Origin of the sequence: Prochlorococcus sp. MIT 1314 (assembly GCF_034093315.1) — a bacterium.
Taxonomy (GTDB): Bacteria; Cyanobacteriota; Cyanobacteriia; order PCC-6307; family Cyanobiaceae; genus Prochlorococcus_A; species Prochlorococcus_A marinus_Y.
Genome location: NZ_CP139300.1, coordinates 871815 through 889465, shown reverse-complemented (window position 1 = coordinate 889465; position 17651 = coordinate 871815). Strand labels below are relative to the sequence as shown.

Genomic DNA, 17651 nt, shown 5'->3' with positions numbered 1-17651 from the left:
CTCTTTGAGATAATTCCGAAATAACTAAATTAAATGATTCGATAGCTTGACTTAAATCTTTTAAATTCTAACTAATTAAGAGTCTTTCGTGTACTAATAATACCTATGAATCCTGTAGATTCTAATGAACATCTCAGTAACATCCCTGCAATAAAAAAAGATGCGATTAATGAATTCCCACCATAACTAATGAAGGGTAGTGGTAACCCCGTAGTTGGCATTGAACCTGTTGCTACAGCAATATGCATTATTGATTGACCTGTCAACAATACACCACATCCGATAGCAACTAATTTTGTATAGTTGTTTCTACACTTAAGAGCAATTCTGAGACTTATATAGGAGAAAACCGCTAAAAATCCTAAGAATAAAGTACACCCTAATAAACCAAATTCTTCCGCAAAAATGGCAAAAATAAAATCTGTATACATAAAAGGTAGGTACTGTAATTTTTGTATAGATAGACCAAACCCTTGACCGAATACACCGCCTGAACCTATTGCTAATAAACTCTGAACCAATTGAAATCCACTTTCCTGTTGATCTTTCCAAGGATCAATAAATGAAGTAATTCTAAGTTTCTGATATTCGTTATTTAGGATACTAATACATCCAGTAATAAATCCAAATGAGGCAAATGAGCAAAGAGAGCTAAGTTTTACGCCTCCACATAAACCAATAACCCAAAAAAGAATTCCAGTTAATGATGCAGTACTTAAATTAGGCTGCTTTAGTATTAATAAAATTAATAAACCAAATGAGATGATTGTAATTAATTTTTTATCATTCTTTATCAGATTCCAATGAGCGAAAAGGTTAGATGCTTCTAGTATTAGAAAAGGTTTAATTAATTCAGATGGTTGCAGACGTAAATTGCCTAGTAATAGCCATCTTGAAGATCCATTTACTGTAATTCCAGTAATATTGGTTAGGAAAATTAAAAAGAAAAAAATATAAAAAATAATTCTTGACAACTTTAAAAGTTTTCTAATGTTTGTATTAAGAACTAAATAAAATAGAGCAATGCCTGGAATTGTCCATATAATTTGTTTTTTTAGGAAGTAAGCCCAATTTCCCATTTCCCTGCTAGCCACCCACCAACTTGATGATCCTAGAATACATATTCCTAAAATTGACCAAATTCCAACGAGCATAATGAGGATTTTTGCCTCATAAGGCCATATTGTCCAAGGTATGGGAAATATAGATTCTATTAAATTGCTGCGATTCTTTTTGATATCAGAACTAAAGGTTTTTTTTCTTTTAGAAATTCTTTTATATTTTATTTTTTCTTGACTTATCACCAACTGTTTAGATGTATATGTACTATTGAGACGTTTAATTGAGATTTTGCCAAGTCTTTTATTAACGTTTTAAAGTGTAAATCAATTAAAAAGATGCCTTTTTACAAAATTTTTTCTTGAAGAATAAAGTAAAAAATGGTCTATAGATTCATCATAAATCTTAAGAATTAATGTTTTATAGAAAAAAACTAGCTAAAAGGTACCTCTCCGTGATAGATTCCGTGAGTTTATATACTTACTTCAAACCAATCAGAGGGGGTTTTTAAACTATGTTCACATCAGTGGACTCAAATAGAAAAAAACTTGAGCATACTTCTAATGAGAATGTTCAATTTCCCCAATCCCTCGATAATTCGATCATCAAAGAAAGAAAATCTGGCATTGCCAATCAAATAGATAATTTGCTTTCTCAAATTGATGAGTATTCAAAATTGCAATTAACAATTTTTGGAATTACTTTTATTGTTTCTATTTTATTAGCATCAATAACAGGAATTTTTCTCGGATTAACTTTTGGTTTTAGTATTTTTATAGGTGCAATTGCCGGTATTTTTTACTTACGTTTGCTTGCTAAAAGTATAGGAAAACTTGGTAAAGAATCATCAGGTGTATCAAAATTGCAACTATTGGTTCCAGTTTGCCTCTTTATTTTTGCGAGCAAGCTAGGATCTTTAGATATTTTTCCTGCAATGATAGGTTTTTTTATTTATAAACCTTCACTCATTCTTTATTTTTCACGTTCTTAAGTAGATTTTCTTATTCAGAAATTTACCAATCTTTTATTCAAATCAAATGTTCTTTAATTCCTTGCTAACAAATTTTGCAGCATTAGAAGTTGGTCAACATCTTTATTGGCAAATTGGAAATATCAGACTTCATGGCCAGGTATTTTTGACATCTTGGATTTTATTAGGAGCGTTATTAGTTTTTATTTCTTTAGGAACTAAGAAAATGGAAAATGATCCTAAAGGCCTTCAAAACTTGCTTGAATTTCTTTGGGACTATATAAGAGATCTTGCTAGGACTCAAATAGGTGAAAAAGTTTATAGAGATTGGATGCCTTTTATAGGTACTTTATTTTTATTCGTCTTTGTTAGTAATTGGGGAGGAGCTTTAATTCCTTGGAGATTGATTAAGTTACCAAGTGGTGAGTTGGGAGCACCTACTGCAGATATCAATACAACAATAGCCTTGGCTTTATTGGTTTCACTTTCTTATTTCTATGCGGGTTTAAGCAATAAGGGTTGGAGATACTTCGAATACTATGTTCACCCGACTCCGATTATGCTTCCTTTTAAAATTTTAGAGGACTTTACTAAACCTTTATCACTTTCTTTTAGGCTTTTTGGAAATATTTTGGCTGATGAACTTGTTGTTGGTGTCTTAGTATTTTTAGTGCCACTAATTCTACCAATACCAGTTATGTTTCTAGGATTGTTTACTAGTGCAATTCAGGCATTGATTTTTGCAACTCTAGCTGCCTATTACATTGGAGAAGCTGTTGAAGAACATCATTAGCTGTCTTCTAATACATTCAGACGCTTTTACAAAGAGTCTGTAATCTGGCAAAATATCTAATCGCGTAGGTCTGAAAATATCAGGCCCATTCTTAAATTAATGAATGTCCAGGCGTGTATGACAAAAAAGATTTATCACAAGCTATTAAGCTCTTTATTTCAAAATTATGGATTCGATTACTTCCGCTGCATCAGTTGTAGCAGCTGGTTTAGCAGTTGGCCTAGGTGCTATAGGCCCAGGTCTTGGACAAGGTAACGCAGCTCAAGGTGCTGTTGAGGGTATTGCCCGTCAACCAGAAGCTGAAGGTAAAATCAGAGGAACTCTTCTTTTATCATTCGCTTTCATGGAGTCATTAACAATCTATGGATTAGTTGTGGCTTTAGTACTACTTTTTGCTAATCCTTTTTCCTAAAAGTTAATATTGCTTCTATTCCTTATTAGCAATATTTAAATTTAATTTTTTAATTTCAACCGAATCATATGTTGGCCTTTAATTTCTTTGGTGCTACAGAAGGTGGATTATTTGATATAAATGCCACTTTGCCTCTAATGGCGATACAAGTAGTTGCTCTTACTTACATATTAAATTCTCTCTTTTTTAAGCCAGTTGGCAACGTTGTTGAAAAAAGAGAAAAGTTTGTAAGTAATAACATTATTGAGGCCAAAAATAAACTTTCAGAGGTTAAAAAATTAGAAGCTGATTTATTAACTCAGCTTCAAAGTGCTCGTTCAGAAGCTCAAAGAATTGTAAGCGAAGCTGAAAATGAGTCTGACAAGCTTTATAAAGAGGCTCTAGAACTTGCTAACAATGAAGCAAATGCTTCAAAAGAAAAAGCAAGACTAGAAATTGAAAGTCAGACATCTGCTGCTCGTGATCAACTTTCTAAACAAGCTGATGATTTAAGCGAACTTATTGTTAATAGATTGATTCTAGAAAAATGAATTTAACTCTTTTGGCTACAGAAGGTTTTGGATTGAATTTCAACTTATTTGAAACTAATATCCTTAATTGGGCTGTAGTTGTTTTTGGCCTTTATAAATTTTTGCCTGGTTTCCTAGGTAAAATGCTTCAAAAAAGAAGAGAAGGAATCCTTCTTGAATTAAAAGACGCTGAAGATCGACTCTTAAATGCTACTCAAGCTTTAGAGAAGGCAAAGAAAGACTTATCTTCAGCGGAAGAAAAAGCTTCTCAAATAAAAGCAGATTCCCTTAAAAGATCTGAATCAATCAGAATGGAAAGTGAGAAAAAAGCAATTGAAGAGATGTCACGAATTAAACAAAGTGCAATCTCTGATGAGAGCTCTGAAGCCTCAAGAGCAATTTCTCAACTCCGAAAAGAAGCTGTTGAACTAGCAATTAAGAAAGCTTTAGATTCTCTCCCAAATCGACTTGATAAAACAACACAAGAAAATTTGGTCACTCAATCAATTAACAATATTGAGGTAAACTAATGCCACTTTTAAATTCAGTTACTACACCATATGCAGAGGCATTACTTCAAGTTGTAAATGAAAATTCGCAAACTGAAGAGATGGTTTCTGAGGTTAAACAACTTTTAGAATTATTAAAAGATTCCCCTGAATTGGAGAGGGCACTATCCTCACCAGTTTTAGAGACAGATGCTAAGAAGAAAATCATTATTGAAATTTTTTCTAATAAGGTTAATTCCTCATTACTTAATTTCCTGAAATTATTGGCCGATAGGCAAAGAATTGGAATTCTTACTTCTATTCTTGATAGATTTTTAGAAATTTACCGAGAAAATAGTAATATTGCTTTAGCAACTGTTACTTCTGCAGTCGAGCTTACTGATGAACAGAAAGGTTTAATTACCAAAAAGATCATCAATATTGCTGGAACTGAAAAATTAGAACTTGTAACTAAAATCGACCCATCTCTTATTGGTGGTTTCGTTGCCAGTGTAGGATCAAAAGTAATTGATGCTTCCCTCGCTTCACAAATTAGAAAACTTGGTTTGTCACTTTCCAAGTAACTTTTAAATCAACCTTAAATTCTTAAATCCATGGTATCTATACGCCCTGATGAAATCAGTTCAATCTTAAAACAACAAATAACTGATTATGACCAATCTGTAAGTGTTAGCAATGTAGGAACTGTTCTACAAATAGGAGATGGCATTGCAAGAATATATGGCTTAGATCAGGTCATGGCTGGAGAGTTATTGGAATTTGAGGATGGCACTGAGGGTATAGCTTTAAATCTTGAAGATGATAATGTTGGAGCCGTTTTGATGGGCGAGGCGCTTGGTGTTCAAGAAGGAAGTAACGTTAAATCAACTGGTAAAATCGCATCTGTTCCTGTTGGTGAGGCAATGCAGGGTAGAGTCGTCAATCCTCTAGGACAACCAATAGATGGGAAGGGCGAAATACCAACAAGTGATACTAGATTAATCGAAGAAATGGCTCCTGGAATAATCAAGAGGAGATCAGTACATGAACCAATGCAAACAGGTATCACATCTATTGATGCAATGATTCCTGTAGGAAGAGGTCAAAGAGAATTAATTATTGGGGATAGACAAACTGGAAAATCTGCAATTGCTATTGACACAATAATCAACCAAAAAGGTCAAGATGTAGTTTGTGTTTACGTTGCTATTGGTCAGAAGTCAGCATCAGTAGCAAATATCGTAGAGGTTTTAAGAGAGAGAGGAGCATTAGATTATACAGTTGTTGTTAGTGCAGGAGCTTCCGAACCGGCCGCTTTACAGTACTTAGCACCTTATACGGGCGCAGCAATTGCTGAACATTTTATGTACCAAGGTAAAGCAACACTTGTTATTTATGATGATTTAACAAAACAAGCTCAGGCTTATAGACAAATGTCTCTTCTTTTAAAAAGACCACCAGGAAGAGAGGCTTATCCAGGAGATGTGTTCTACTTACACAGTAGATTACTAGAAAGAGCAGCAAAACTTTCTGATGCTATGGGAGGTGGTTCTATGACAGCTCTGCCAATTATTGAAACTCAGGCAGGGGATGTTTCTGCTTATATCCCAACTAATGTTATTTCAATTACGGATGGACAAATATTCTTGAGTGCCGATTTATTTAACTCAGGATTAAGACCAGCTATTAATGTTGGTATTTCTGTTAGTCGTGTTGGAGGAGCAGCTCAGACAAAGGCAATTAAAAAAATTGCTGGAACTTTAAAGTTAGAACTCGCACAGTTTGATGAATTAGCTGCTTTTTCTCAATTTGCATCTGATCTTGATGAAGCAACTCAGCAACAACTTGAAAGAGGTAAAAGATTGCGAGAGTTATTAAAGCAACCTCAGTTCTCTCCATTAAATCTTGCAGAACAAGTTGCAGTTGTATATGCAGGAGTTAAAGGCCTTATTGATGAGGTGCCTGTTGAAGATGTTACTAAATTTGCTACTGAACTTAGGGAATATTTAAAGTTAAATAAATCAGAATTTATAGAAGAGATACTTAAAGAAAAGAAATTAAATGATGGATTAGAAGCAACATTAAAAGAGGTGATAAACGAAGTTAAATCATCAATGCTTGCCACAGTTTAAATTTATTTGAGGAGATACCATGGCAAATCTTAAAGAGATTAGAGATCGAATCGTTTCCGTTAAAAATACAAGAAAAATAACGGAGGCTATGAGGCTTGTTGCAGCTGCAAAAGTAAGGAGAGCGCAAGATCAAGTTCTTAAGAGTAGGCCTTTCGCAGATAAACTTGCTAGGGTCTTAGAGAATATTCAATCTAGAGTACAATTTGAGGCTGTAGATTCTCCACTATTGTCTAAGAGAGAGGTTAATACCATCACTTTGGTTTGCATAACTGCAGATAGAGGTTTATGCGGTGGTTACAACACAAATATAATCAAAAAAGTAGAAATAAGATATGCAGAACTAGTCAAACAAGGTTATCAACCAAATTTGGTTTTGGTAGGTAAGAAAGCTATTGGTTATTTTCAAAATAGGAAAGATAGATATGTCATTAAAAGTACATTTAAAGAACTAGAACAGGTCCCCACAGTAAAGGACTCTGAGGGAGTTACAAATGAGGTTTTAGCTGAATTTCTTTCAGAGAATTCTGATAGGGTAGAAATTATCTATACGAAATTCATCACTCTAGTTAGTTGCGCCCCTGTCGTTCAAACACTATTGCCACTTGATCCTCAAGGAATTGCTGAGGAAAACGATGAGATTTTTAGGTTGACTACCAAAGATAGTAAGTTACTTGTTGAAAAATCAAATATTGAAAAAAGTGATTCAGAGAAGTTACCATCAGATATTGTTTTTGAACAAAGTCCTGATCAACTATTAGATTCGTTATTACCATTATATTTACAGAATCAGGTACTAAGAGCTCTTCAAGAGTCTGCAGCTTCAGAACTCGCTTGCAGGATGACTGCTATGAATAATGCGAGTGATAATGCTAAAGAATTAGCAAGCACCTTGAATTTAACCTATAACAAAGCCAGACAAGCAGCTATTACTCAAGAAATATTAGAAGTTGTAGGAGGTTCAGCAGTTTAGTAATAAGATTTAGGATATGCCTGAATACAATATCAAAGTTCAATTTGAGCAAAAGACTTTTAGTTTTTTATGTTCTGAAGATCAAGATATTATTTCAGCGGCAAAAATGAATGGAATAGATTTACCAAGTAGTTGTTGTTCAGGAGTTTGTACAGACTGTGCATCTATGATATTAGAAGGATCTGTAGATCAAGAAGATGCTATGGGATTAAATGATGATTTGAGGGAAAAGGGCTTTGCACTTTTGTGTGTGGCATATCCTAAGTCAGATTTGAATATTGTTATTGGTAAAGAAGTCGAAGATGATTTATATAATGATCAATTTGGTAAATATCAAAAATGAAATTAAGTTCAGTTGATTTTTATTTAAATTGGCCAGTGTCAATAAAATTAAAAAATTTAAGAAAATTTATCATTGCAAATTTAGAGAAAAAAGGTGATGTAATTCGGTGGTCAATTGTTGATATTCAAGATTCTATTGACTCCTTTGGAACAAAAAAACTTAAAATTAAAGCTGTCTTGGCTAATTAAAGAATATAAATTGAAAAAATTTTATTAATGGAAATTTCACCAACAGTATTCATTGTTCCAACTGGTATTGGTTGTGAAGTAGGAGGCTTTGCTGGGGATGCACTTCCTACTGCTAAATTATTAGCATCGGCAAGTGGATGTTTAATTACGCATCCAAATGTTATGAATGGTGGTACTCTTTCTGAAAAAGATAAAAATATTTTTTATGTTGAGGGCTATAGTTTAGACCGACTTGCTAAAGGAGAAATTGCTTTAAAAAAGGTAAAGCAGCAGAAAATTGGGATAATTTTTGATTCAGCCATTGAAAGTGAAATATTAGTAAGACATTTACAAGTTGCTGATGCATGTGTTTCTACTTTAGGGATTAATGTTCATTCTTATGTGGTAACAAAAAAGCCATTAAACATAGTTATTGATTCTGATTCTTCAAAAATGAGTGGAGGCATAATTGAAAATCCTGATACTTTAATTGATGCTGGCAAATGTTTATTAGAGAAAGGAGTCACGGCAATAGCAATTGTGGCAAAGTTTCCAGATGATTCAGATTCTTCAGAAACAAATATTTATCGAGAGGGAAAAGGGGTTGATCCTATTTCTGGAGTCGAAGCAGTTATAAGTCATTTAATAAGCAAATTCTTAAAAGTTCCCTGTGCTCATGCACCAGCTTTAAATCCAATTGAGTTGAATGAAAATTTAGATCCTCGTGCAGCTGCAGAAGAGATAGGATACACCTTTTTACCATCAGTATTGATTGGTTTAAGCAATGCGCCTAACATTGTTGAATTGCCTGCTGAAAATGAATTAATCTCACTACACCCAGATCAGATTGAATCTATTGTTGTTCCTAATGGGGCACTAGGTGGAGAAGCAGTACTAGCAGGGATTGAAAAAGGTTTAAATATTATCTCTGTAAAAAATCAAAATACATTAAAAGTGACAAATGAGTTTTATGAATATCCCAATCTTTTTGAAGTGGATAATTATTTAGAAGCTGCAGGCATAATTATTGCTATCAAAAAAGGTATCAACCTTAAGTCAATTAAACGGCCATTAAAAAAAATCCAAGAATGTTCTTATCAGATAAATAATATGGAGTAGGTTTAGGTTGCTATAAAGAAATTGCTAATCTAGTAATTAATAAGATATTGCTATAGGCACTCTCCAGTCACTTCCCAATGATTGACTGCTTAGTTTTAAAATTGGCGGCGCCTGCTTTCTTTTGAATTCCGCTTTTTTTATAAGTGAGATTATTTTTAAAATTAATTCTTTCTTATAACCATCTTCTTCAAGTTGTTTTAAACCTTTTTTCTCTTCAATAATTCCTTTAAGAATATTATCTAAAATGGAATAAGGTGGGAGAGAATCAGTATCTAATTGATTAGGACCTAATTCGGCACTTGGAGCTTTTGTACGTATGTTTTCTCCAATTAGATTGACATTAGTATCTAACATATATGATTTTCTATAATCAATTGAATCTTTACTATCAAGCCAATTGCATAATTTAAAAACATTAGTTTTATATAAATCCCCAATTACAGATAATCCTCCATTCATATCACCATAAAGTGTGCAATATCCAACAGCTAGTTCTGATTTATTACCTGTTGAAAGTAATAAATGCTTTTCTTGATTTGCTAAAGCCATCAGAAGCGTTCCTCTGATTCTTGATTGAATATTTTGATTTGTTATTTCAGCCATCTCGAAATCTATGCTTTTTATAAAAGATTCTTCGAAAGAGGTCATAAGGTTTGTAATTGGGATGGTATTGAAATTTATATTTAATCTGCTCGCTAGATCTTTTGCATCACTTTTTGAATGAGAAGAGCTCCATTTAGACGGCATTGATACGCAATAAATGTTATTACACCCAAGAGCAGCCGTCGCAATTGCTGAGACTAATGCTGAGTCAATGCCACCACTTAATCCAATTAAAGCCGTTTTAAATCCGCATTTTTTTGCATAATCTCTGACTCCAAGAACTAATGCACCAAAAATTGATGACATTTCTGAGTTCTCTAATTTACTTTTTTCAGGTTTTGTTTGCTCAATTTCCCAACTGAAAAAGTCTTCTGAAAAAGATTTTAATTGCCTAATTTTAGATCCATTTTTATTAAGAATAAAACTATTCCCATCAAAAATTAAGTTATCATTTGCACCAACTTGGTTAACATAAATTAGGGGTACTTGCAGATATTTAGCCGCAAAACTTGAAACTTTAGATCTAAGCTCTAACTTTTTGAAGGTATATGGTGAGGCAGATAAATTTACTAAAATATCAACATTTCTTTGCTTTAAATCAATAATGGGATTTTTTTTATGAATTCCTCTTCCTTCTATATCTTTGTTAACCCATAAATCCTCGCATATAGTAAAACCAATTCGCAAAGTTTTATTTTTTATTTTTTTTATCAATACTGAAACTTTTTGTTCTGATCTGAAATATCTTTTTTCATCAAATACTTCATAAGTGGGAAGAATAATTTTACGTGCAATTATTTTCCATTCCCCTCCCTCAATCAATGCAATAGAATTATAAAGATTTGGAAAAAAAGAATCATTTATTATCTCTGCTATCCCAACTGTAATAGCAAAGTTTCCATATTTTTTCTTGATATCTAAGGCTAATTGGTCAAGTATTTGATATTGATTTTGAATTAAATTCTTTTTTAGAAGTAAGTCATTAGCTGGATATCCCCATAATGACAATTCTGGAGTCAGAACAAAATCAGCAGAAATTGAGGAAGCCTTAGAAGCAATATTAAGTATATTTTGCGCATTGCCTTCTAAATCTCCAACAACTGGATTAATTTGAGCAAGTAAAAACTTCATTCAACTAATTTAGTGGAAACATATAAATTATTCTTCTTAACAATATCTATTAATGATGTTGGTAAATTAGAATAATTAAAATTTAATCTGAACTTAGAACTTGAAATGTTTGGGACTTTTATGGTTGAAATCTTAAATTTTACTTTATAATCTTCTAACATTTTTAGAGTACTTGATTCAACAGGATATCCCTCTCTTATAATTACAAAAAAACTTACTTCCTTAATAATTTTATCAAAATCTTTCCAACAGAAAATATCTTTAATTAAATCACTCCCTATAACAAAATCTAGATTATTAAATTCATATATTCTTTTGCAATTCCTTATTGACTCTATTGCCCATTGACTACTAACTTTTTGATTAAATAAAATTTTAGAATTATCTAAATCGTCAACCAAAGTTTTTAAGAGATGCCCACGAATTGCAATATTCTCTTTGTGCTTTTTGTTGGGATTGTTGCTTACATAACTAATTGTAAAAGCATAAATTTTGGATAATTCTTCAAGTATTTTTTTATGACCAATGGTAGGTGGATCTGCACTAGTACCAAATAAAGCAACTTTTTTTTCCATTTTATGTTTTAGGGCAAAAAACTCATAAGATTATTATTTAAATTCCTATTTGATAAATAAATATTGATATGGTTAAAAATTTCTGGTTCTTTAAAAGTTATTTTTTGGATCAAAATAGAAGGTTCTATATAAGAAACTTTGCTTCTTATGTATATCTCTTTAGCAGCTAGTTTCCCAAGGATTTTTGTAGAATGGATTGCAATTGCAGCTTGAATAATTGCAATAGGTCCATAAGGTAATAATGATAGCCCGCTAGTGAAAGGTGCTGTTAATAAAATCACTTTCCTGATAAGGTTGAAAGATGTATTAATACCAACTTGAGTGACTCCCAAAAATAAATTATTAATAGATATACTTTTGAATATTTTTCTTGTAGATTCACTCTTCAAATTTAAGCCATAAATCTTACTTAATTCGCTGATTAATGCAGTATCTAGTGCAAAACTACCAGCAACATCAAAGAAAATGAAAGGATTAAGAGCTACCGCTGAAGCCTTTATGGTCGAAAATTTACCAATAGTTGACTGAGCTAATTTCTGCCTTTTTTTTAATCTTTGTCCTTTTATCTGCAGAAACAATTTGTCAGCCAATTGAAGTGAATTTAGTGTTAATAATGTCTCTCCATGTTGATTTATTATTTTTGTTATGTAATTTTTAAGATTGTTTTCATGATTAATAAGTATTGGAATATTTAAATCTTTTGGAAGTTTAAACTTTATATTTTCTATTATTTCTTTTAATTCATTTTTTTTTAAAAGATCGATTTTATTTACAATTACAATAATTTTTTTTCCATCTTTAATTAGGGAGCTGATTTCGCTTAATTCGTTTCTATTAATATCTCCCGAAACTATAAATAAAATAAGATCTGAATGATTTATACAAGAGTAAATTTTATCTGGGAATTTAACATCGCAGAAATCAAATCCTGGCGAATCTAGCAACTCTATACTATTGAGAAGTTGATCTTTAAGTGCCCACTCTTCTGCTTGAATTTCTCTTGTAGACCCGTTTATAATGTCTGTTTTGAATACATCTTTTTTTAATAAAGAGTTTAAAACAGAAGATTTACCTACTCCTGATTTACCATATGCGCAAATTCTTATTTTTTTTTCTTTGAGTCTAAAAAGTTGCTGATTAAAAGAAATTATTTCTCTATTAAAAAAACTTTTTTCATAGTTAGTAAGATCAATAGTCTCCCACCAATTTTTTAAAAGTAAATAATTTTTATTAATTTTCAATTGTTTCATAATTTACTTTTTCCACCAACCAGCTAATACAGATAAAACAGCTTCTGCACCAATAATTCCCACGAATCCTCCAAATTCATCTACTACTACTTTCACTCCTTTATGATTCTTGTCAAATCTTGTTAATAATTGATCTGCTTTAATCATTTCGGGAATGTAGTCCACAGGTTCGCAAATTTCTGATAATAATTTTTTATTTTCCCCATTAATTAATTCCGCTAACATAATTTCACGCTGAACTACCCCTTGTATTTTGTCGACTTTATCTCCCAAAATAACCCACCATGGGGAGTTATCTGACATTATAAGTGTTGAAATTTCATCTAGATTTGATGACCCATCAAGACAAGGTACTGATACTCTGGGGATCATTAAATCTTTAGCTTTTAAATCATTTAATTGAAAAACCTTGAAAATCATTGCTGCCTCATCAGCTTCTATCAAACCTTTCTGACTCCCAATTTTTGCCATTTGTCTAATTTCTTCTTCATCAGTTGAGATTTCATTTTCTGCAGTAATAACTGGAAATATCTGCTCTATTAATATCAAGAATGGCTTCATTAAAGTATTTAATATCCTCAGTATTGGAACGGATATTAGTGCTATTTGTACTGAAAATCTTGTGCCAAGAGCTTTGGGTAGTACTTCTCCAACTAAAACAACTAATAGATAAAAAACGATTGAAAACAGGGTTAAGCCATAACTACTATTAATTACTAAAGCTCCGTATACACCTAAAATTAGACTTCCAATTATGTTAAATCCATTATTAGTAATAGTAATTACAGTTAATGTCCTTCCAAGATGTTTCCTAAGTTTAAGGAGTTGATTTGCAGAACTTTTTGGCTTTTGTCTTGAGGCTATTTCTATAATCCTAATTGAATTTACAGCTAAAAAAGCTGCTTCTACTCCCGAACAACATGCTGACCCAATTAAGATAATAATTATAAGTAAAGTTAAACCGTAAACACTTGGTTCCATTAAAATAGATTAGGTACTAAATCTGTTTTAATTCATTCTTCCATTTTTTTTTAAAACACGCCAATAGACAATTTATGTTTAAACCTAATAATAAAGTTTTTGAAGAAAGAAGAGAAATTTTCCTAGATAAATTAGGTGGAAAATCTGCTATCATCCCTGGTGCTAACCTTGTAAAGCATCATGCTGATTGTGAATATCCTTTTAGACAAGATAGTAATTTTTGGTATTTAACTGGTTTTGATGAGCCAGACGCCATAGCTCTTTTCTTATCGCATAAGCCAAAGGGAGAAAGATTTATTTTGTTTGTTTCTCCTAAAGATGTTATTAGTGAAGTGTGGCATGGCTTTAGATGGGGGTTAGAGGGTGCTGAAAAAGAGTTTAAGGCTGATAAGGCTCACTCAATAAATGAATTAAAAGATTTATTACCTGGATATATAAATGGTTCTGATGAAATTGTTTTTTCTATTGGTAAGCATCCATTAATTGAGAAAATAGTACTGGAGATATTTTCTCAACAACTTGAAAATCGCTCAAGATTGGGGATTGGGGCAAATTCCATAAAATCTCCAGAAATTTATTTAAATGAGATGAGGCTAATTAAAAGCGAATTTGAAATTAAGAGAATGAGAGAGGCTATACAAATTTCAGCAGAAGCTCATGAGCTTGTAAGAGAATCTATTTCATCTAAGAAAAATGAAAGACAAATTCAGGGTCTTTTAGAGGGATTCTTTTTGGAAAAAGGGGCCAGAGGACCTGCTTATAACTCTATTGTTGCTTCAGGAGATAATGCATGTATTTTGCATTACACTTCTAATAATTCGCCCTTGAATAAAGGAGATTTATTGTTGGTAGATGCTGGCTGCTCATTAACTGATTATTACAATGGAGACATAACACGAACTATTCCAATAAGCGGAAAATTTTCTGCAGAGCAAAAAGTTATCTATGAAATTGTGTTAAGTGCTCAGAAAACTGCAATTAAAAGTGCAGTAACTGGATCAAATTCTAGTACTGTTCATAATGTAGCCTTAACAGTTTTAGTAGAAGGATTAAAAGAAATTGGTTTATTGTCGGGAGTTACTGAGGAGATAATTGATAATGAATCATATAAACATCTTTACATGCATAGAACTGGACATTGGCTCGGCTTAGATGTTCATGATGTTGGAGCATACAGAATGGGAGACTATGAAGTCCCATTACAGAATGGAATGATTCTTACCGTAGAACCTGGTATTTATATAAGTGACAGGATCCCAGTACCTGAGGGACAACCTAAAATTGATGAGAAATGGAAAGGCATTGGGATAAGAATTGAAGATGATGTTCTTGTCAAAGACACAAACCCAGAAGTTTTAAGTGTTGCTGCTCTTAAAGAAATTTCTGATTTAGAATTTTAAAATTTGACTTATCTAGTTAATAGATTTATTTTTTATAAAGTTTAAAGATCAAAAATGGATAAATCAGATTCATATGATTCGAAACTTGCTAAAGCAAGAAGCTTGGCTAGTCAGCTTGGAATGTTTGCAGAAGAAAACGATATACCTAAAGATCTTTGGGATTCATTGGAAGATACAATTTATGATTTTTATCAAGTAGCTCATGATAGATAAATAATCTGTTTAGGAAGCATCAACAACTAAAATCAAGAAATTTTGAATAAATCAATCAAAATGCGACCATCAACTGATAAATTATTTAATGTATATAAATAAGTGAATGACCTCATCAGATAAGTTAAATCAAAATTCAACAGAAAAGAATGAAAAAAGCAGTAATTCCCCAAACTCTAAAAGTGCTTCTCATAATTCAGGAATGATGGGAGCTTCAGCTGTATTAGCAGCTGCAACGATTGATGAAGATGGAGTCCCAACTGGTTATACCCCCAAACCTGACGAAGGGAGATTTATTATTAAAGTGTTATGGTTACCTGATAATGTTGCTTTGGCTGTTGATCAAATAGTAGGGGGAGGCCCAAGCCCTCTTACTGCTTATTATTTTTGGCCAAGAGATGATGCTTGGGAGAAATTAAAAAGTGAATTAGAGAATAAAGGTTGGATTACAGATAATGAAAGGGTTGAAATATTGAATAAAGCTACAGAAGTAATAAATTATTGGCAAGAAGAGGGTAAAACCAAAAAATTAGAAGAAGCCAAGTTAAAGTTTCCAGAAGTAACTTTTTGTGGAACTGCTTAAAAAGATTAGTTCTTTGCCGCTTGAATCCTAGCCTCGGCCTTCGAAATCTCTTTCAGGGCTTTGATCTTCTCTGGATTTTTTTCATTTTCAGAGAATTTACTAATTGCTAATTTTGCTTCTTTAAGATCTTGTTCAGCATTTTGAACATTAATTTCAGATCCAATTTCTGCATTATTTACTAAAACTATTACTTCATTTGATTCTATTTCAGCGAAGCCCCCCATTAGAGCTATTGATTTCCACTGAGAATTCATTCTGAGCCTTAAAACACCTATATCAATAGCCGTAACTAAAGAAATATGTCCAGGCAATACACCTAGTTGACCAGTAGTGCTAGGAAGGATTACTTCTTCAGCTTCACCTTGATAAACATTTTTATTAGGAGCTAAAACTTTAAGAGAGATTGCCATTAATTTAAAATTATTTAGAGTTTAGTATTAATAAATTAGTATATTTATTTTTCTGACTTTATTTTTTCAGCCTTTGCTTTAACTTCGTCGATGTTACCAACTAAGTAAAATGCCTGTTCAGGTAAATCATCTAATTCACCTGACAAAATCATGTTGAAACCAGCTATGGTATCCTCTAATTTTACATATTTACCAGACATTCCTGTAAATATTTCTGCTACAAAGAAAGGCTGTGAAAGGAATTTTTCAATTTTTCTAGCCCTATCGACCGTTAATCTATCTTCCTCAGAAAGTTCATCTAAGCCAAGAATCGCAATAATGTCTTGCAGCTCTTTGTATCTTTGCAAAGTTGATTGAACAGCTCTAGCAGTTTTGTAATGTTCATCTCCAACAACGGATGGTTGAAGCATTGTGCTTGTTGAGTCTAATGGGTCAACCGCTGGATAAATTCCCTTAGCTGCAAGAGCCCTTGCAAGCACAGTAGTAGCATCTAAATGGGCAAATGTTGTTGCTGGAGCAGGATCAGTCAGGTCATCTGCAGGTACATAAACAGCCTGAATGGAGGTTATTGAACCCTCTAAAGTAGATGTAATTCTTTCTTGTAATTCACCAACATCAGTTCCAAGAGTTGGTTGGTATCCAACAGCTGAAGGCATTCTTCCAAGTAAAGCTGATACTTCAGAGCCGGCTTGAACAAATCTAAAAATGTTATCAACAAAAAGTAGAACGTCTTGTTTATTTACATCTCTAAAATGTTCAGCCATTGTAAGTGCCGATAAACCTACTCTCATTCTTGCGCCAGGTGGCTCATTCATCTGACCAAAGCATAAGGCAACTTTTGATTGAGTTAAATCATCTGCATTGATAACGCCTGATTCTTTAAATTCTTCATATAAATCATTTCCTTCTCTGGTTCTTTCTCCTACACCTCCAAAAACAGAAACACCGCCATGTTCTTTCGCAATGTTGTTAATTAACTCTTGAATGAGAACTGTCTTTCCAACACCAGCTCCTCCAAATAGTCCGACTTTTCCACCTTGTCTATAAGGAGCTAAAAGGTCGATAACTTTTATTCCGGTTTCAAAAACTTTTGGCTTGGTTTCTAGGTCAGTTAATTTTGGGGCAGCTCTATGAATTGGGGCTGTATCTTTCGTTTTTACTGGACCTTGTTCGTCTACTGGTTCTCCTAAAACATTAAATATTCTTCCTAAAGTAGCTTCTCCTACAGGTACAGATATTGGTGCTCCTGTATCAATTGCCTCCATACCTCTCACAAGACCGTCTGTACCACTCATTGCCACCGCTCTGACTCTATGATCACCAAGCAGTTGTTGAACCTCTGCAGTGAGCGCTATTTCTTGTCCAGCAGGATTTTTTGCTTCAATTCGTAAAGCATTTAATATTTTAGGCAATTTTCCGGCTGGAAATTCTACATCCAGAACTGGGCCAATTACCTGACGAACTACGCCTTTAGTTTGTGAAGAAGTTGATGGAGTTGCTACCATTTTTATTAATTGGTGATGATTAGCTGATTTTTAACAGC

21 protein-coding genes are annotated in these 17651 nt (G+C 32.8%); 14 read left to right on the top strand and 7 right to left on the bottom strand.

Annotation, left to right across the window (positions count from 1 at the left end):
• Positions 1–71: 71 nt before the first annotated feature.
• A complete protein-coding gene (locus SOI86_RS05235; protein ID WP_320680809.1) occupies positions 72–1307 on the bottom strand; it encodes a putative peptidoglycan glycosyltransferase FtsW in 1236 nt (411 codons plus the stop codon).
• 266 nt (positions 1308–1573) lie between these two features.
• Between SOI86_RS05235 and SOI86_RS05230 the strand changes: the two genes are divergently transcribed.
• The 11 genes from SOI86_RS05230 to SOI86_RS05180 all read left to right on the top strand — a co-directional run bounded on the left by SOI86_RS05230 (position 1574) and on the right by SOI86_RS05180 (position 8962).
• On the top strand, positions 1574–2050 hold the full coding sequence (locus SOI86_RS05230) for a hypothetical protein (RefSeq protein ID WP_320680808.1): 477 nt from the start codon (positions 1574–1576) through the stop codon (positions 2048–2050).
• 46 nt (positions 2051–2096) lie between these two features.
• On the top strand, positions 2097–2822 hold the full coding sequence (atpB, locus tag SOI86_RS05225; RefSeq protein WP_011863567.1) for a F0F1 ATP synthase subunit A: 726 nt from the start codon (positions 2097–2099) through the stop codon (positions 2820–2822).
• Positions 2823–2988: 166 nt separating this feature from the next.
• Positions 2989–3234, top strand: coding sequence for an ATP synthase F0 subunit C (atpE, locus tag SOI86_RS05220; protein WP_002805169.1), 246 nt, complete (start codon positions 2989–2991; stop codon positions 3232–3234).
• A gap of 68 nt (positions 3235–3302) precedes the next feature.
• On the top strand, positions 3303–3764 hold the full coding sequence (locus tag SOI86_RS05215; RefSeq protein ID WP_209131799.1) for a F0F1 ATP synthase subunit B': 462 nt from the start codon (positions 3303–3305) through the stop codon (positions 3762–3764).
• Positions 3761–4273 (top strand): F0F1 ATP synthase subunit B, encoded by a 513-nt coding sequence (locus tag SOI86_RS05210; RefSeq protein ID WP_320680807.1) that lies wholly within the window; start codon positions 3761–3763, stop codon positions 4271–4273. The genes SOI86_RS05215 and SOI86_RS05210 overlap by 4 nt, the downstream gene beginning before the upstream one ends.
• A complete protein-coding gene (atpH, locus tag SOI86_RS05205; protein ID WP_320680806.1) occupies positions 4273–4815 on the top strand; it encodes an ATP synthase F1 subunit delta in 543 nt (180 codons plus the stop codon). The genes SOI86_RS05210 and atpH overlap by 1 nt, the downstream gene beginning before the upstream one ends.
• A gap of 30 nt (positions 4816–4845) precedes the next feature.
• Positions 4846–6363: a F0F1 ATP synthase subunit alpha gene (atpA, locus tag SOI86_RS05200; RefSeq protein ID WP_011819066.1), complete on the top strand. Its 1518-nt coding sequence runs from the start codon at positions 4846–4848 to the stop codon at positions 6361–6363.
• Positions 6364–6382: 19 nt separating this feature from the next.
• On the top strand, positions 6383–7333 hold the full coding sequence (locus SOI86_RS05195) for a F0F1 ATP synthase subunit gamma (protein WP_320680805.1): 951 nt from the start codon (positions 6383–6385) through the stop codon (positions 7331–7333).
• Between the two features lie 16 nt (positions 7334–7349).
• Positions 7350–7676 carry a 2Fe-2S iron-sulfur cluster-binding protein gene (locus SOI86_RS05190; protein WP_011819064.1) on the top strand — a complete coding sequence of 109 codons (327 nt, stop codon included), beginning with the start codon at positions 7350–7352 and terminating at the stop codon, positions 7674–7676.
• Positions 7673–7864, top strand: a complete 192-nt coding sequence (locus SOI86_RS05185) for a hypothetical protein (RefSeq protein WP_320680804.1) — start codon at positions 7673–7675, stop codon at positions 7862–7864. Before SOI86_RS05190 ends, SOI86_RS05185 begins: the two co-directional genes overlap by 4 nt.
• Before the next feature lie 27 nt (positions 7865–7891).
• Complete coding sequence (locus SOI86_RS05180; protein WP_320680803.1) at positions 7892–8962, top strand: DUF3326 domain-containing protein; 1071 nt, start codon at positions 7892–7894, stop codon at positions 8960–8962.
• Between the two features lie 36 nt (positions 8963–8998).
• Here the strand turns inward: SOI86_RS05180 and SOI86_RS05175 are convergent, their stop codons facing one another.
• The 4 genes from SOI86_RS05175 to SOI86_RS05160 are packed head-to-tail and all read right to left on the bottom strand — an operon-like array spanning position 8999 to position 13502.
• Positions 8999–10696, bottom strand: a complete 1698-nt coding sequence (locus SOI86_RS05175) for an NAD+ synthase (protein ID WP_320680802.1) — start codon at positions 10694–10696, stop codon at positions 8999–9001.
• A complete protein-coding gene (locus SOI86_RS05170) occupies positions 10693–11271 on the bottom strand; it encodes a nicotinate-nucleotide adenylyltransferase (RefSeq protein ID WP_320680801.1) in 579 nt (192 codons plus the stop codon). Before SOI86_RS05170 ends, SOI86_RS05175 begins: the two co-directional genes overlap by 4 nt.
• Before the next feature lie 8 nt (positions 11272–11279).
• Complete coding sequence (locus tag SOI86_RS05165; protein ID WP_320680800.1) at positions 11280–12521, bottom strand: GTP-binding protein; 1242 nt, start codon at positions 12519–12521, stop codon at positions 11280–11282.
• Between the two features lie 3 nt (positions 12522–12524).
• Entirely contained in the window at positions 12525–13502 is a 978-nt protein-coding gene (locus SOI86_RS05160) for a CNNM domain-containing protein (protein ID WP_320680799.1), read from the bottom strand.
• Between the two features lie 74 nt (positions 13503–13576).
• Between SOI86_RS05160 and SOI86_RS05155 the strand changes: the two genes are divergently transcribed.
• The 3 genes from SOI86_RS05155 (at position 13577) to SOI86_RS05145 (ending at position 15698) form a co-directional block, all read left to right on the top strand.
• Positions 13577–14902, top strand: coding sequence for an aminopeptidase P N-terminal domain-containing protein (locus SOI86_RS05155; RefSeq protein WP_320680798.1), 1326 nt, complete (start codon positions 13577–13579; stop codon positions 14900–14902).
• A 54-nt stretch (positions 14903–14956) separates the two neighbouring features.
• A complete protein-coding gene (locus SOI86_RS05150) occupies positions 14957–15115 on the top strand; it encodes a hypothetical protein (protein ID WP_320680797.1) in 159 nt (52 codons plus the stop codon).
• Positions 15116–15221: 106 nt separating this feature from the next.
• A complete protein-coding gene (locus SOI86_RS05145; protein ID WP_320680796.1) occupies positions 15222–15698 on the top strand; it encodes a 30S ribosomal protein PSRP-3 in 477 nt (158 codons plus the stop codon).
• A gap of 5 nt (positions 15699–15703) precedes the next feature.
• On the opposite strand, the gene atpC is transcribed toward SOI86_RS05145, so the two are convergent.
• Together atpC and atpD are read right to left on the bottom strand one after the other, a co-directional pair.
• Positions 15704–16108, bottom strand: coding sequence for an ATP synthase F1 subunit epsilon (atpC, locus tag SOI86_RS05140; protein ID WP_320680795.1), 405 nt, complete (start codon positions 16106–16108; stop codon positions 15704–15706).
• A gap of 44 nt (positions 16109–16152) precedes the next feature.
• Positions 16153–17613, bottom strand: coding sequence for a F0F1 ATP synthase subunit beta (atpD, locus tag SOI86_RS05135; RefSeq protein WP_320680794.1), 1461 nt, complete (start codon positions 17611–17613; stop codon positions 16153–16155).
• Positions 17614–17651 lie beyond the last annotated feature (38 nt).

Excerpts from the sequence above, each read along its gene's own strand:
- SOI86_RS05155 (WP_320680798.1), top strand. The coding sequence starts at position 13,577 with ATGTTTAAACCTAATAATAAAGTTTTTGAAGAAAGAAGAGAAATTTTC.
- SOI86_RS05145 (WP_320680796.1), top strand. The coding sequence starts at position 15,222 with ATGACCTCATCAGATAAGTTAAATCAAAATTCAACAGAAAAGAATGAA.
- atpD (WP_320680794.1), bottom strand. The coding sequence starts at position 17,613 with ATGGTAGCAACTCCATCAACTTCTTCACAAACTAAAGGCGTAGTTCGT.
- SOI86_RS05185 (WP_320680804.1), top strand. The coding sequence starts at position 7,673 with ATGAAATTAAGTTCAGTTGATTTTTATTTAAATTGGCCAGTGTCAATA.
- SOI86_RS05210 (WP_320680807.1), top strand. The coding sequence starts at position 3,761 with ATGAATTTAACTCTTTTGGCTACAGAAGGTTTTGGATTGAATTTCAAC.
- SOI86_RS05150 (WP_320680797.1), top strand. The coding sequence starts at position 14,957 with ATGGATAAATCAGATTCATATGATTCGAAACTTGCTAAAGCAAGAAGC.
- atpE (WP_002805169.1), top strand. The coding sequence starts at position 2,989 with ATGGATTCGATTACTTCCGCTGCATCAGTTGTAGCAGCTGGTTTAGCA.
- SOI86_RS05230 (WP_320680808.1), top strand. The coding sequence starts at position 1,574 with ATGTTCACATCAGTGGACTCAAATAGAAAAAAACTTGAGCATACTTCT.
- SOI86_RS05190 (WP_011819064.1), top strand. The coding sequence starts at position 7,350 with ATGCCTGAATACAATATCAAAGTTCAATTTGAGCAAAAGACTTTTAGT.
- SOI86_RS05195 (WP_320680805.1), top strand. The coding sequence starts at position 6,383 with ATGGCAAATCTTAAAGAGATTAGAGATCGAATCGTTTCCGTTAAAAAT.
- atpA (WP_011819066.1), top strand. The coding sequence starts at position 4,846 with ATGGTATCTATACGCCCTGATGAAATCAGTTCAATCTTAAAACAACAA.
- SOI86_RS05215 (WP_209131799.1), top strand. The coding sequence starts at position 3,303 with ATGTTGGCCTTTAATTTCTTTGGTGCTACAGAAGGTGGATTATTTGAT.
- atpC (WP_320680795.1), bottom strand. The coding sequence starts at position 16,108 with ATGGCAATCTCTCTTAAAGTTTTAGCTCCTAATAAAAATGTTTATCAA.
- SOI86_RS05165 (WP_320680800.1), bottom strand. The coding sequence starts at position 12,521 with ATGAAACAATTGAAAATTAATAAAAATTATTTACTTTTAAAAAATTGG.
- SOI86_RS05170 (WP_320680801.1), bottom strand. The coding sequence starts at position 11,271 with ATGGAAAAAAAAGTTGCTTTATTTGGTACTAGTGCAGATCCACCTACC.
- SOI86_RS05180 (WP_320680803.1), top strand. The coding sequence starts at position 7,892 with ATGGAAATTTCACCAACAGTATTCATTGTTCCAACTGGTATTGGTTGT.
- SOI86_RS05160 (WP_320680799.1), bottom strand. The coding sequence starts at position 13,502 with ATGGAACCAAGTGTTTACGGTTTAACTTTACTTATAATTATTATCTTA.
- atpB (WP_011863567.1), top strand. The coding sequence starts at position 2,097 with ATGTTCTTTAATTCCTTGCTAACAAATTTTGCAGCATTAGAAGTTGGT.
- SOI86_RS05175 (WP_320680802.1), bottom strand. The coding sequence starts at position 10,696 with ATGAAGTTTTTACTTGCTCAAATTAATCCAGTTGTTGGAGATTTAGAA.
- atpH (WP_320680806.1), top strand. The coding sequence starts at position 4,273 with ATGCCACTTTTAAATTCAGTTACTACACCATATGCAGAGGCATTACTT.